Below are 12,806 nucleotides of genomic sequence, written 5' to 3'. Positions count from 1 at the left end.
TTCGCGCCCGCCAGTAATGCGGGTCAGAAAAAGGGCGGCTCCCTCGCGGGGGCCGCCCTTTTTGCTGGACTGGAAGACCGGATCAGTAGGGTCAGGCGCCCCTGACCAGCCGGAATTTGCGGCGGGACAAGACTGCCGCTGCTGCGATCCCGAACAGGATCATCATGGGCGGGGCCGGAACCTGCGTGCCGCCAGTGGTGGTCGTCGTCATGCCCGAAGTAGTCATGCCGGATGTGGTCATGCCCGAACTTGTCGTCGTGGTGGACGTTGAACTGGTCATGTTGCCCGACGTGGTCGTGCTGGTCGAAATATTGCCCGATGTGGACGAAGTGCTCGACACGTTGCCCGACGTTGAGGTGGTGCTGGACACATTTCCGGAAGTGGATGTGCTCGACACATTCCCCGATGTTGACGTGGTGCTGGACATATTGCCCGAGGTTGACGTGCTTGACACATTGCCTGACGTCGAGGTCGTCGTTGTAGTTGTGGACGAGGATGGCTGCGGGGTCACATCACCGCCGCTGCTGCTCGAGCTGCTGCTTGATGAGCTGCTGCTTGATGAGCTGCCGCTGGTCGTGCCGCCCGTTGTCGTGGTGGTGGATGTAACCGTCACATTACCGCTGCTGGAGCCGCCCCCGCCGCCGCCGAAGAAGCCGCCAAAAAATCCGCCGCCGAACCCGCCGCCAAATCCGCCGCCGCCGCCAATCACTGTAACACTGCCGCCATCGCCGCCGGAAACCGGGCCTGACTGGGGCAGCGGAACTGCCGCCATCGCCATGCGGTAGGTGGGCGGGCATTCCACACTGTCATCATAGGCAGGCGCGCTTGCGCCAGGCACAACGACCATGCCGGGGCCTGCTGGCTGGCATTCGACCACCCGTTTTACAATCCGGCGCCTGGCCTTTTCCGGCTTGGGGATGCGGCGTTCTGCCCGACGTTCCTTGACATATTTCACCGGCGCGGATTTTACCGACTTTACCGATTTATAGGTTGGAGGATTAGCCACAGGCTTTTCAGCGACATGCACCGCGCCGCCAGCCAGCAGCGCGCCGCCTGCAGCAGTTGCGGATAGTTTCGCCAAGGCCATCTTTACAGACATGGGCACGCTCTCTTGTTACTTTCCAGGGCAGCCTTGGCAGCGGCGATTCCGCAATCCGGCACTTCCCTGTCAGCACATCAGACGCCCGGCGCCGCCCTGCCGCAATCGCGTTAACCATGATTTGCGCCTGAAATTCGCAAAAGACACGCAGCTCACGCCGCATTTGCGCACACCTGTCCCACTATGGAACCGAAGGACGGCCATTTGCTGACGCAGGATTAACCCTGTGCGTCAAACAAGCCGTTCTGTTCAGGCGCGCCGGACGGTGCCGGAGGCTTTTTTTCCAGGTGCACCCATGCCGAATCATTGAGGCAGCGCCCGCGTGCCGTGCGCGCCACCAGCCCCATCTGGATGAGATAGGGCTCGATCACTTCTTCCACCGTATCACGCGGTTCTGACAGGCCCGCAGCCAGCGTTTCCACGCCCACCGGCCCGCCTTTGTAAATATCGGCAATCATGGTGAGATAGCGCCGGTCCATCGCATCAAGCCCCAGACGGTCCACTTCCAGCCGGGTCAGCGCATCATCAGCCACCTTGGCAGTCACCACCCCGTCCCCTGCCACATGGGCAAAATCCCGCACCCGCCGCATCAGGCGGCCGGCAACCCGCGGCGTGCCGCGCGCACGGCGCGCAATTTCGCGCGCGCCATCAGGATGGATTTTCATATCCAGCAGGCCCGCACCGCGCGTCACCACCCGTTCCAGTTCCGGCACGGTGTAGAAATTCAGGCGCACCGGAATACCGAAACGGTCCCGCAGCGGCGTGGTCAGCAGGCCCTGCCGCGTGGTCGCACCCACCAGCGTGAACGGCGGCAGATCAATCCGCACACTGCGCGCCGATGGCCCTTCGCCGATGATGATATCCAGCGCGCGGTCTTCCATCGCAGGATACAGCACTTCTTCCACCACCGGATTGAGGCGGTGAATCTCGTCGATGAACAGCACATCATGGGGTTCAAGATTGGTCAGCAGCGCGGCAAGATCGCCTGCCTTGGCAATCACCGGGCCGGATGTGGCGCGGAAACCCACGCCCAGTTCCTTGGCTACAATCTGCGCCAGCGTGGTCTTGCCCAGCCCCGGCGGGCCGAAGAACAACACATGGTCCATCGCCTCGCCGCGCCCGCGCGCCGCCTCGATGAAGATGCGCAAATTGTCACGCGCCGCTTCCTGGCCCACAAATTCGGCGAGCGATTTTGGCCGCAGCGCCGCATCCGGGTCTTCCGGCTGGCGGTTCGGGGTAAGGTCGGGAAGATCAGTCATCGCAGCCAGTGCCAGCTTTCAAAAGGGATGTGACGTGTCGGTTTGCTGCCAGGTTAAGGCAACCGCGCGAAGACTATTTCGCGGCATGTTTAAGCCCTTCGCGAATCAAGGCGTTAAGATCGGCATCCTCACCCAACGCGGCCTGCGCCCTGGCGACCGCCGCCGATGCAACAACGGGTTTGAACCCCAAGTTCTGCAAGGCCGACACTGCATCCGCGCTGGCCGAGCCTGCGGCGATGTTGACCATGCCTGCCGCAACCCCGCCGCCGGGCATTCCGCCCGCCTTGTCTTTCAGTTCATTGACGATCCGCCCCGCCAGTTTCGGCCCCACGCCATTGGCGCGGGCCACCATGGCCGCATCACCATTGGCGCAGGCGGCCTGCACTTCTGCAATGGACAGCGCCGACAAGATCGCCAGCGCGACCTTGCTGCCCACGCCCTGCACCTGTGTCAGCAGGCGGAACCAGTCGCGTTCTGCCGCATCGGCAAAACCCAGCAGGCGCATGTCGTTTTCGCTGACCTGCAAATCGGTATAGACCGTGCAGGCACCGCCCACATCGCCCAGCGCAGACAGAGTGCGTGCGGAACAATGGACCAGATAGCCCACACCCGCCACATCGATCACGGCCCAGTCGGCACCGGTTTCGTCCAGCAGTCCCTTGAGCTTTGCGATCATCTGATGTCCTTGGGCATGGTTTGTTCTTGCGCGTAAAGCTGCGCTTGGTCCACCCTTTATGGACATTTATGGACAGCGGGCCGCCTTTGCGACATGAACCGGCGCAGTTTGAGGGACAAGCATGAGCGTCAACACATTCGGCAGGGTTCTGCGGTTCACCACCTGGGGTGAAAGTCATGGCCCTGCGCTGGGCGCCGTGCTGGACGGGTGCCCGCCGGGCATTGCCCTGACAGAAGCGATGATCCAGCCTTTCATGGATGCCCGCGCGCCCGGACAATCAAAATTCACCACCCAGCGGCGCGAGCCCGATGCGGTAAAAATCCTGTCCGGCGTGTTCGAAGGCCGGACCACCGGCACTCCGGTCAGTCTGATGATCGAGAATGTCGATCAACGCTCGAAAGATTATTCCGAAGTGGCCAAGGCCTATCGCCCGGGCCATGCGGATTATGCCTATGATGCCAAATATGGCTTGCGCGATTATCGCGGCGGCGGGCGCAGTTCCGCCCGTGAAACTGCCGCGCGCGTGGCCGCAGGCGCGGTGGCGCGGCTGATCCTGCCAGGCGTGAAAATCACCGCTTACGTCAGCCAGATTGGCCGGGACGAGATAGACCGCAGCGCAATGGATTTTTCTCAAATTGGCCAGAACCCTTTCTTCTGTCCCGATGCCGCCGCAGCCACACGCTGGGAAGCGCTGGTGGATGGGGCGCGCAAGGCTGGGTCATCGCTGGGCGCAGTGGTGGAATGTGTCGCGGAAAACGTCCCCGCAGGCTGGGGCGCGCCCGTCTATGGCAAGCTGGATGCAGACCTGGCAGGCGCAATGATGGGCATCAATGCCGTCAAGGGCGTGGAAATTGGTGCAGGTTTCGGGGCTGCGATGTTGAGCGGCGAAGAAAATGCCGACCCGATGCGGGCGGGCGCGGACGGACCGCAGTTCGAAGCCAATAATGCAGGCGGCATTGCCGGCGGCATTTCAACCGGCCAGCCAGTCATCGTGCGGGTGGCATTCAAGCCGACGAGTTCGATCCTGTCAGCCGTGGACACCATTGGCCGTGACGGTGAAAACACGCAGATCAGCACCAAGGGGCGGCATGACCCATGCGTTGGCATACGCGGTACGCCGGTGGTTGAAGCGATGATGGCGCTGGTGCTGGCGGATCACATGATGCTCCACCGGGCGCAATGCGGCTAGAAAGCGGCGGCTCTCGGCCCCGTTTCTCGCAACTGCACAACGGTGTGGTCGCCAACCTGATAAATCGATGCAACCAATCAAAGTTCCACGATTAATTTATTCAATCAATATCATCGGAAAACTCGCCTTTCATTGGGCCGGGCTGCTCCCTATCTCGCGGTTGCAATATTCATATTCGCAACTGCAACATATCGGAGCATATTATGACCACCATGATCGGCAAGGAAATCCAGCCTTTCGTCGCACAGGCTTTCAAACCAACCGCCCAGGGCAAAGGCGAATTCGTCGAAGTTACCGACGGTGACGTGCGCGGCAATTGGGCCGTATTCTTCTTCTATCCGGCTGACTTCACGTTCGTCTGCCCGACTGAACTGGAAGATCTGGCTGAACAGTATGACACGCTGAAGGGCATGGGCGTGGAAGTCTATTCCGTCTCCACCGATACCCATTTCAGCCACAAGGCATGGCACGAAACATCGGAAAAGATCGCCAAGATCAAGTTCCCGATGCTGGGCGACCAGAACCACACCATCGCCAATAATTTCGGCGTGCTGCGTGAAGGCCAGGGCCTGGCTGACCGGGCCACCTTCGTGGTTGATCCTGATGGCGTGATCCAGGTGATGGAAATCACTTCGGAAGGCGTTGGCCGCAATGCCACGGAACTGGTCCGCAAGATCAAGGCTGCACAATATGTGCGCGCCAACCCCGGCCAGGTCTGCCCTGCCAAGTGGGAAGAAGGCGACGACACGCTCGCACCTTCGCTCGACCTCGTCGGCAAGATCTGAGCTGATCAGGCTGATTGAATACAGCTAGCCGCAACCTCTGTTGCGGCAAAGGATGGCCCGGGGCTCCCCCTCCCGCCCCGGGTCGTTTCCTCCCTGATAGTATTACGCATTTCGGAGAATTTCGATGCTCGACACCGCCATGAAGCAGCAGTTGACGACCTATCTTGGCAATCTGCGCGAGCCGATCGAGCTGGTCGGCACCATCGGCAGCGACGAAACCTCCGCCAAGACCCGCGCATTGCTGGAAGACATTGCCGCGCTGCACCCCATGGTGACAGCATCGTTTGACGGCACCGCAAGCCGCGCGCCCAGCTTTCTCATCCGCCGTGCGGCGGACCATGCTGCGGCGGTAAGTTTTGCCGGTCTGCCCATGGGCCATGAATTTACCTCGCTCGTCCTCGCCCTGTTGTGGGCTGGAGGACACCCGCCCAAGGTGGATGCCGATGTGATTGAACAGATCCGGGCGCTGGACGGCACTTTCGATTTCGACATGTATTTCTCGCTATCCTGCCAGAACTGCCCCGACGTGGTGCAGGCGCTGACGCTGATGGCCATATTCAACCCGCGCATTTCCGCCACGCTGATCGAAGGCGGCGCGTTCAAGGATGAAGTCGACAGCCGCAAGGTCATGGCAGTCCCCGCCATTTTCCTGAACGGTGAACCCTTCGCCAATGGCCGGATGGAAGTTTCCGAAATCCTGGCCAAGCTGGATAGCGGCGCGGGCGAAAAGATGGCCCGCAAGATTGCCGCCAAAGACCCGTTCGAAGTGCTGATCGTGGGCGGCGGACCAGCAGGTGCGTCGGCGGCAATCTATACTGCGCGCAAGGGGTTTCGCACAGGCATTGCGGCAGAACGCTTCGGCGGACAGGTGCTGGACACGATGGGGATCGAGAACCTGCCGTCGGTCACCTATACCGAAGGCCCGAAGCTGGTCGCACAGCTGGAAGCCCATGTCGCGGATTACGATATTGATGTGATGAATTTGCAGCAGGCCGAAGCCCTTGTCCCGACCAGCGAAGACGGCGGCTTCCATGAAGTGCGCCTGGCCAATGGCGCATCGCTGAAAGCCCGCTCCATCATCCTCACAACCGGCGCGCGGTGGCGGCAGCTGGGCGTTCCGGGCGAGGATACCTATCGCAACAAGGGCGTGGCCTATTGCCCGCATTGCGATGGCCCATTGTTTAAGGGCAAGCGCGTGGCGGTTGTCGGCGGCGGCAATTCCGGCGTGGAAGCAGCGATTGACCTTGCCAACATCGTCGGCCATGTCACGCTGATCGAATTCGACAGCAGCCTCCGGGCGGACGAGGTGTTGCAGAAGAAATTGCGGTCCATGGCCAATGTGGACATCATCACTTCTGCCAAGACCACCGAAGTGACCGGCGATGGTGAGAAGGTGAACGGCCTGACCTATCAGGACCGTGACAGCGCGGAGGAAATTCATATCCCGCTGGACGGCGTTTTCATCCAGATCGGCCTTGTGCCCAACACCGAATGGTTGAAGGATTCGGGGCTGGAATTGTCACGTTTCGGGGAAATCGTGATCGATCATCGCGCAGGCACCAACATTCCCGGCATTTTTGCAGCGGGCGATGTGACCACCGTGCCATACAAGCAGATCGTTATCGCCATGGGCGAAGGGTCCAAGGCCGCCCTCAGCGCGTTTGATTACATCATTCGCAATGAGCCGGTGGCCGAAATTGCCCAGGCAGCGCAGAAAGCGGCGCAATCCGCCTGACTTTACAAAGCCTGACGGGGCCTAGATACCCCGGCGGAGAACAATGTAAATCGCACCATCGCCCCCGTGGCGGCGGTGCGATTTTCGGATGGCGGCAATCGCATCGGCATGGGGGCCAGCCGCCAGCCAGTCGAGCACCTTGGCCCGGATGGCGCCGCGCTGCGTTGCCGTGTCGGCAGCATCTACCGGACGCGGCTTGCCAGTAACCACCAGCACCAGCCGTGCGCCCATGGCGCGCGCTTGTGCAATACCCGTTTCCAGCCGGTCATGCGCCGCATCCAGCCCGTGGCCGTGCAGATCGAGCGAGAAATCAGGGTCGATAGACCCGGTTTTAAGGCGTTTGTCCCAATGGGAATCCAGCCCGCCCTGCCCCACTGGACGAAGTGGCGGGCGCGTTGGCGGCCGTATCAAGGGTTGCGGAATGCGGCCTGCCGAAGGCGCCTTGGCAAGGCGCGCGATTGGCAGGGGAGACTGTTGCAAAACGGGGGTTGATATGGAGGAAGCAGCGGCCTTTACATTGGTCGTTGCAAAAGTCTTTTTGACGCGGGCCAGCGGCTTTACCGTCGCTGCCACCCGTTCCCAGGCTTCCTGTTCGTCGGCGGTCAGCCCGCGCGGCATTTTCGCCATGGGCTTATTGCCCGCTTAAACGTTGCACCGTGCCTTTGGGCACCAAGATCAGCGCCCGGCCGCGCGCGCTCATCCCGCCGGCGATCAGGCGGGCATCTTCGCCCGCACCCCAGAATGTGTCGAACCTGTTCGGGCCCTTGATTGCGCCGCCGGTGTCCTGTGCGATCCACAGGCCGTTGGCTTCATTGCGGTCCATCTGAAGCCATACCGGCGCGCCCAGCGGCACAAATCTGGGATCAGCAGCCACACTCGATTCGCGGCGCACGGGCACTTCCAGCGCGCCCAGCGGGCCGTCACCGTTCAGGATGCGGAAAAACACCCAGCTTTTGTTCAACCGCATCAGATCGCGGCCCGCTTCGGGGTTTTCGCGAATATATTGCATGATGCCCTGCATGCTGCCGGCATATTGTCCCGGCCCGTCGCCCAGCAGGCCGCGTTCGCGCATGATGCTGCCAATGCCTGCATATTCCCGGCCGTTCTGGCCTGCATAGCCAATCCGCGTAACCGTGCCATCAGGCGCGATCAGCCTGCCGGAGCCTTGTATCTGGAGGAAAAAGAATTCCACCGGATCGGCCGCCCACCCTATTTCGTGCCCGCGATTGGCAAGCGCGCCATCTTCGATCTCGGCCCGTTCGTAAAACTGCACGAATTTGCCACTTGCATCCAGGCGGCCCAGCGGCGGGCGGCCTGTTCGCTCTGCCTCGGGCACCTCATCGGGCCAGCCGCGCACCAGTTCAGGCGGCATGGCATATACCGGCGTATCGTACCCTGGCAGTTTAACGCGGCTGCCGCGGATTTCCGGTTCAAAATATCCAGTGGCAAAGGATGTCCCGTCTCCCACTTGCGCTGTTTCGAAATGGGCGGCGAAAAATTGCGGTGCGGTGCCTGCGGGCCATGTGGCAGCAGCAGTACAGGCCGGCCGCCAGTCATCCTGGCTGGTCAGCCCGCTGGCATCGCTGCGGCGTACAATCTTGGGGCAACTTTCCCGAAAAGACGCCAGCGCAGCGCCAGCATCCGCCACGGACATGCCAAGGCCCGCCACCGGCGGCCCGTTGGTAACTTGTGAAAATGCGGCGGTGGTTGCAGCAGGTATCGCGGCTTGCGGCGGTGCCGGCAATTGCGCGGCAGGTCGCGGCGGCGCTGCTGATTGCGGCACAATTTGCGCGCAGCCCCCCAGCATCATTGCCGCAAGAATTGCAATACGCTGCAAGACTGGTCCGCGCCGCACCAAGTCCCTGATCAGCCTTCGTCGGTTTCGTCGAGCACCCAGTCAGGCGCAGCAGCCGTTACATCGCGGCTGAATGTCCAGATGTCGCGGGTTTCGATCGCATCATCAAGCGAGCCTGCAATCATCACGCCTTCCTTGTCGCGGGTAACAGCGGCAATATCGGCCACGAAACGCACCGCAACGCGGGCAATACGGCCATCAAGGCGTGCGCCCTGAATGATCGCTTCTTCGATGCGAATCAGACGGTTGGCCAGCGTTTCGCCGGCTGCATCGCGCGCATCGATGGCGCCTGCAAAACTGGCGTAGACATCATCGTCGCATAATTCGCGCAAGGTCGCCTTGTCGCCGTTCCAGAATGCTTCGAGCACCATGCCATAGGCACCCTTTGCGCCTTCAAGAAACGCAGTGATGTCGAATGTGCGGTCTGCTGCGGCAATATCTCGCACGCCCTGTTCAACCGCTGGTGACACGCCAGCAAGATCAGCGGGGCGCTGCAACGCGGCAGGCGGGACAGGACGCGTGCGGTTTGCCTGCACCGCCGCCTGGTCTGGCGCTTCGAAACGGGTTGGAATCGATTCTTCCTCATGCTCGGCCCGGCGGCCCAGCACGGAATATAGCCGCATGCCGAGAAAGGCGGCGATCATGGCAAGAATGACGATTTCAATAATCACGGGCTTTTACCTGTATCAGGGCAGGCACAGCACGCGCCTGCGAAATGTGAAGTGATATTGCCCTAAATAGGAAGGCATTACAAATGAACAACAGCCCAGCATGATCAGCCAGTCATACAGGTGCCCCCGTCTGGCCTATGAAGGTGCGGGCCCGAAGTTGCGGGCCCGAAGTTGCGGGAGGCTGTCTTGAGTGCTACGCGCGCCGCCGAAGCCTGCGTCGGAACCATTTGCCGCAGGCATGACAGTATCACATAGCAGAAAGCACCAGCATTATGGCCGACGAAGCCGACATCCTGACCGACCTCAACATGAACCCTGCGCCCAATGGCGAAGACACGCAGCCGGTGGCCGGAATCATTTCGCAATATGTAAAAGATCTGTCGGTCGAAAACCCCAATGCGCCGGCCAGTTACCAGTGGGCAGACCAGCCGCAGATCGACCTGCAATTCAACATTGGCGCCGTGCCGGTCAATGATGAAGTCCACGAAGTGGAACTGAAAATCAACATCACCGCCAAGGCCGAACAGGGCAATGCCTATCTGGTCGAATTGTCCTATTGCGGCCTGGTTGGCATGCGCAATATGCCTGACGAACAGGTGCATGCATTCCTTTACGCAGAAGCCCCGCGCATCCTGTTCCCCTTCGCCCGCCGCATCATTGCCGATGCCACGCGCGATGCAGGCTACCAGCCGCTGATGCTCGACCCGATTGATTTCAACGGGCTGTATATCCAGCAGTTGCAGCGCAAGGCCGAAGAGCAGATGGCTGGCGAATCAGCGGCCGGCAACGCCTGACCCTGCCCCACCTTGCCTGACCTTGAAAAACCGCAGGCCCGGTAGATGAGCCTTCTGAAAAACGTCGGCACGATTGGCGGTCTGACCCTGGTCAGCCGCCTTTTCGGTTTCGTGCGCGATATTCTGCTGGCCCGCGTGCTGGGCGCAGGCGGCGTGGGCGATGCGTGGCAGCTGGCGTTTCAGCTGCCCAACATCTTCCGCCGCCTGTTTGCCGAAGGGGCCTTTGCCTCTGCCTTCGTGCCGCTGTTCAACCGGCGCATGACCAATGGCGATGATATCAGCGAAGCGCGCCTGTTCGCCGAACAGGTGCTGGCGTTTCTGATTCCCATTCTGATCGTGTTCGGCGCGCTGGCGCTGATTGCGATGCCTTGGATTGCCGGCCTGTTTGCCAATGAAGGCATATCCTCCGACCCCAAATTATTCGACCTCGCGGTGCTGATGGCGCGGGTTGCCTTCCCCTATCTGTTCTTCATGAGCCTGGCGACGCTGTTTGCCGCCATTCTCAACAGCCTGTCCCGCTTTGCTGCGGCAGCTGCGGCGCCGATCATGCTCAACATCTGCCTCATTACCGCACTGCTGATCGGCATGACGCTGGGCGACGGGATGGAAGCGCGGCGGCAAACGGGCGTCTATCTGGCCATCGCGGTCACCATTTCGGGCCTGCTGCAATTGCTGTGGCTGGCCATGTGGTCCTACCGATCAGGCTTCCGCATGACACTGCGCGCCCCGCGCCTGACCAAGGGCGTGAAGGAGTTGGGCATACTGATCCTGCCCGCCGTATTTGGCGCCGGTGTCTATCAGATCAGCCGGTTTATCGACCTGTTCTTCCTCTCCACCCTGCCTGATGGTGCCTATACTTTCCTGGCCATGGGGGACCGGCTGAACCAGCTGCCGCTGGGCATTATCGGCATTGCGCTGGGCACGGCCATCCTGCCTGCCCTGTCCCGCCATATTGCCAATGATGAAGGGAACGCGGCCTCCCGCCTGCAAAGCAATGCGGTGGAACTGGCCATGCTGCTGACGGTGCCCGCCGCTGTGGCGCTGTTTGTTACCGGCAGCGCCTTTACCCGCGCATTCTACACAGGCGGCGCATATACTCTGGCGGATTCCATCGCCACCGGCGCCGTGGTGTCCGCGCTGGTGGTGGGCCTGCCTGCCTATGTGCTGATCAAGGTGCTGGTACCCAATTTCTTTGCCCGCAAGGATACGCGGACGCCGGTCTTTACCGCGCTTGCCTCATTGCTGCTCAATATCGGGCTGAATTTCATGCTGGTGCCGCGCCTGGGCGTTGTCGGCCTGGCGCTGGCAGGGTCTGCGGCTGCATGGTGCAATGCCACCCTTCTTTACGTGCTGCTGACGCGGAAGGGATATTTCCGCATTGGTGGGCAGGCCGTCAGCCGGATTCTCAGAATTGGCATCGCTGCTGCGCTGATGGGCGCGGCGCTCTATTTTGCCATGCCGGTGGGCAGCGAATGGTATGCAGGCAACATCGGCCAGCGCGTCGGCTCCATCCTTGCGCTTGTGCTGACAGGCGCTGCTGTCTACTTCGCGGCAGCCATCATGCTGGGCGTGGTCAACCGCGCCACAATCCGGCAATTGGTCAATCGCCCCGGCTAAGGGGTAATCTGAGAGAACATCATGCGCGTCGTTTCCGGTATCCAGCCCACGGGCAATCTCCACCTTGGCAATTACCTGGGGGCGATCCGCAATTGGGTGCGGATGCAGGACACCATGAAGGACGGCAGCGAATGCCTGTTTTTCCTGGCGGATCTACATGCCATTTCCATGCCGCATAATCCGGCAGACCTGCGCGCCGGCACGCTGGAAATGACCGCGGCACTGGTCGCCTGCGGGATTGATCCGGCAAAATCCGTGCTGTTCAATCAGGCGCAGGTTCCCGCCCATGCAGAACTGCAATGGCTGCTGAATGGCACGGCGCGGATGGGCTGGCTGAACCGGATGACCCAGTTCAAGGACAAGTCCGGCCAGAACCGCGAAGGCGCCAGCATCGCGCTGTTTACCTACCCCGTGCTGCAGGCCGCCGACGTATTGCTGTATCAGGCAACCCATGTGCCGGTGGGCGATGACCAGAAGCAGCATCTGGAACTGGCACGCGACATTGCCCAGAAGTTCAATAATGATTTCTGCGCCGAAAAAGCCCCCGTTTTCACCATGCCCGAACCCATCGTGCCGCCAGAAGCCGCACGCATCATGAGCCTGCGCGACGGAATGGCCAAGATGAGCAAATCCGACCCTTCCGAACGCAGCCGGATCAACCTGTCGGACGATGCCGACACGATCATGAAGGCGGTCAAGAAGGCAAAATCCGATGCCGAGCCTCTACCTTCTGAAAAAGGCGGTCTGGCAGGCCGGCCCGAAGCGCAGAACCTGGTGACCATTTATGCCGCTGTGACCGGCGAAAGCGTCGATTCGATCCTGCGCACCTTTGGCGGCGAAGGGTTCGGCAAATTCAAACCTGCGCTGGGAGAAGTGCTGATCGAAACGCTGGCACCCATTTCCAAACGCTTCAACGAATTGAAACAGGACCGCGAATCGCTGGATGCCATTCTGGCCAAGGGCGCTGCCAAAGCGCGCGAGTTGGGCAGCCCCACATTGAAGGCCGCCTATGATGCGCTGGGTCTGGTACGGGGCTGAATTGGCGCCGTTAAATTGATGGGCTAAATTGATGGGCTAAATTGACGGGCTGCTTGGCGGTCAAAACGGCTGCATTTCCAAACATTTG

13 protein-coding genes are annotated in these 12,806 nt (G+C 61.0%); 7 read left to right on the top strand and 6 right to left on the bottom strand.

Features of this window, described 5'->3' with window-relative positions; genetic code table 11:
• Positions 1 to 91: 91 nt before the first annotated feature.
• Positions 92 to 211, bottom strand: coding sequence for a PEP-CTERM sorting domain-containing protein (locus tag GRI44_RS14010; protein WP_232843136.1), 120 nt, complete (start codon positions 209 to 211; stop codon positions 92 to 94).
• Between GRI44_RS14010 and GRI44_RS14005 the strand changes: the two genes are divergently transcribed.
• On the top strand, positions 210 to 785 hold the full coding sequence (locus GRI44_RS14005; RefSeq protein WP_232843135.1) for a hypothetical protein: 576 nt from the start codon (positions 210 to 212) through the stop codon (positions 783 to 785). The two genes, GRI44_RS14010 and GRI44_RS14005, sit on opposite strands and share 2 nt — an antisense overlap.
• A 532-nt stretch (positions 786 to 1,317) precedes the next feature.
• Here GRI44_RS14005 and ruvB read toward each other — a convergent pair.
• Together ruvB and ruvA are read right to left on the bottom strand one after the other, a co-directional pair.
• Positions 1,318 to 2,358 (bottom strand): Holliday junction branch migration DNA helicase RuvB, encoded by a 1,041-nt coding sequence (gene ruvB / locus GRI44_RS12515; protein ID WP_160602079.1) that lies wholly within the window; start codon positions 2,356 to 2,358, stop codon positions 1,318 to 1,320.
• Between the two features lie 73 nt (positions 2,359 to 2,431).
• Positions 2,432 to 3,034 carry a Holliday junction branch migration protein RuvA gene (ruvA, locus tag GRI44_RS12510; protein ID WP_160602078.1) on the bottom strand — a complete coding sequence of 201 codons (603 nt, stop codon included), beginning with the start codon at positions 3,032 to 3,034 and terminating at the stop codon, positions 2,432 to 2,434.
• Positions 3,035 to 3,155: 121 nt separating this feature from the next.
• On the opposite strand from ruvA, the gene aroC reads away from it, so the two are divergent.
• The 3 genes from aroC to ahpF all read left to right on the top strand — a co-directional run bounded on the left by aroC (position 3,156) and on the right by ahpF (position 6,743).
• Positions 3,156 to 4,223, top strand: coding sequence for a chorismate synthase (gene aroC / locus GRI44_RS12505; RefSeq protein WP_160602077.1), 1,068 nt, complete (start codon positions 3,156 to 3,158; stop codon positions 4,221 to 4,223).
• Between the two features lie 212 nt (positions 4,224 to 4,435).
• A complete protein-coding gene (gene ahpC / locus GRI44_RS12500) occupies positions 4,436 to 5,008 on the top strand; it encodes an alkyl hydroperoxide reductase subunit C (protein WP_160602399.1) in 573 nt (190 codons plus the stop codon).
• Positions 5,009 to 5,132: 124 nt separating this feature from the next.
• The gene (gene ahpF, locus GRI44_RS12495) at positions 5,133 to 6,743 is read left to right on the top strand and encodes an alkyl hydroperoxide reductase subunit F (protein WP_160602076.1); all 1,611 of its coding nucleotides are present in this window, start codon (positions 5,133 to 5,135) and stop codon (positions 6,741 to 6,743) included.
• 21 nt (positions 6,744 to 6,764) lie between these two features.
• On the opposite strand, the gene GRI44_RS12490 is transcribed toward ahpF, so the two are convergent.
• The 3 genes from GRI44_RS12490 to GRI44_RS12480 are packed head-to-tail and all read right to left on the bottom strand — an operon-like array spanning position 6,765 to position 9,269.
• Positions 6,765 to 7,370, bottom strand: coding sequence for a Smr/MutS family protein (locus tag GRI44_RS12490; protein WP_160602075.1), 606 nt, complete (start codon positions 7,368 to 7,370; stop codon positions 6,765 to 6,767).
• Positions 7,371 to 7,374: 4 nt separating this feature from the next.
• Positions 7,375 to 8,553, bottom strand: a complete 1,179-nt coding sequence (mltA, locus tag GRI44_RS12485) for a murein transglycosylase A (protein WP_160602074.1) — start codon at positions 8,551 to 8,553, stop codon at positions 7,375 to 7,377.
• A 56-nt stretch (positions 8,554 to 8,609) separates the two neighbouring features.
• A complete protein-coding gene (locus GRI44_RS12480; protein WP_332872417.1) occupies positions 8,610 to 9,269 on the bottom strand; it encodes a Tim44/TimA family putative adaptor protein in 660 nt (219 codons plus the stop codon).
• A gap of 272 nt (positions 9,270 to 9,541) precedes the next feature.
• Between GRI44_RS12480 and secB the strand changes: the two genes are divergently transcribed.
• From secB to trpS, 3 genes are read left to right on the top strand one after another with little or no spacing between them, the layout of a single operon-like run.
• Positions 9,542 to 10,063 carry a protein-export chaperone SecB gene (gene secB / locus GRI44_RS12475; RefSeq protein ID WP_160602073.1) on the top strand — a complete coding sequence of 174 codons (522 nt, stop codon included), beginning with the start codon at positions 9,542 to 9,544 and terminating at the stop codon, positions 10,061 to 10,063.
• A gap of 45 nt (positions 10,064 to 10,108) precedes the next feature.
• Positions 10,109 to 11,680, top strand: coding sequence for a murein biosynthesis integral membrane protein MurJ (murJ, locus tag GRI44_RS12470; protein WP_160602072.1), 1,572 nt, complete (start codon positions 10,109 to 10,111; stop codon positions 11,678 to 11,680).
• 21 nt (positions 11,681 to 11,701) lie between these two features.
• Complete coding sequence (trpS, locus tag GRI44_RS12465; protein ID WP_160602071.1) at positions 11,702 to 12,718, top strand: tryptophan--tRNA ligase; 1,017 nt, start codon at positions 11,702 to 11,704, stop codon at positions 12,716 to 12,718.
• Positions 12,719 to 12,806: the final 88 nt, after the last annotated feature.

Origin of the sequence: Allopontixanthobacter confluentis (assembly GCF_009827615.1) — a bacterium.
In the GTDB taxonomy this organism is placed as follows: Bacteria; Pseudomonadota; Alphaproteobacteria; order Sphingomonadales; family Sphingomonadaceae; genus Allopontixanthobacter; species Allopontixanthobacter confluentis.
The sequence above is the reverse complement of the archived record's forward strand: the minus strand, read 5'-3'. Positions and strand labels throughout refer to the sequence as shown.

Bases quoted from the DNA above. Each gene is read 5' to 3' on its own strand.
- GRI44_RS14005 (WP_232843135.1), top strand. From the start codon at position 210: ATGCCCGAAGTAGTCATGCCGGATGTGGTCATGCCCGAACTTGTCGTC.
- GRI44_RS14010 (WP_232843136.1), bottom strand. From the start codon at position 211: ATGACGACGACCACCACTGGCGGCACGCAGGTTCCGGCCCCGCCCATG.
- ruvB (WP_160602079.1), bottom strand. From the start codon at position 2,358: ATGACTGATCTTCCCGACCTTACCCCGAACCGCCAGCCGGAAGACCCG.
- ruvA (WP_160602078.1), bottom strand. From the start codon at position 3,034: ATGATCGCAAAGCTCAAGGGACTGCTGGACGAAACCGGTGCCGACTGG.
- aroC (WP_160602077.1), top strand. From the start codon at position 3,156: ATGAGCGTCAACACATTCGGCAGGGTTCTGCGGTTCACCACCTGGGGT.
- ahpC (WP_160602399.1), top strand. From the start codon at position 4,436: ATGATCGGCAAGGAAATCCAGCCTTTCGTCGCACAGGCTTTCAAACCA.
- ahpF (WP_160602076.1), top strand. From the start codon at position 5,133: ATGCTCGACACCGCCATGAAGCAGCAGTTGACGACCTATCTTGGCAAT.
- GRI44_RS12490 (WP_160602075.1), bottom strand. From the start codon at position 7,370: ATGGCGAAAATGCCGCGCGGGCTGACCGCCGACGAACAGGAAGCCTGG.
- mltA (WP_160602074.1), bottom strand. From the start codon at position 8,553: ATGATGCTGGGGGGCTGCGCGCAAATTGTGCCGCAATCAGCAGCGCCG.
- secB (WP_160602073.1), top strand. From the start codon at position 9,542: ATGGCCGACGAAGCCGACATCCTGACCGACCTCAACATGAACCCTGCG.
- murJ (WP_160602072.1), top strand. From the start codon at position 10,109: ATGAGCCTTCTGAAAAACGTCGGCACGATTGGCGGTCTGACCCTGGTC.
- trpS (WP_160602071.1), top strand. From the start codon at position 11,702: ATGCGCGTCGTTTCCGGTATCCAGCCCACGGGCAATCTCCACCTTGGC.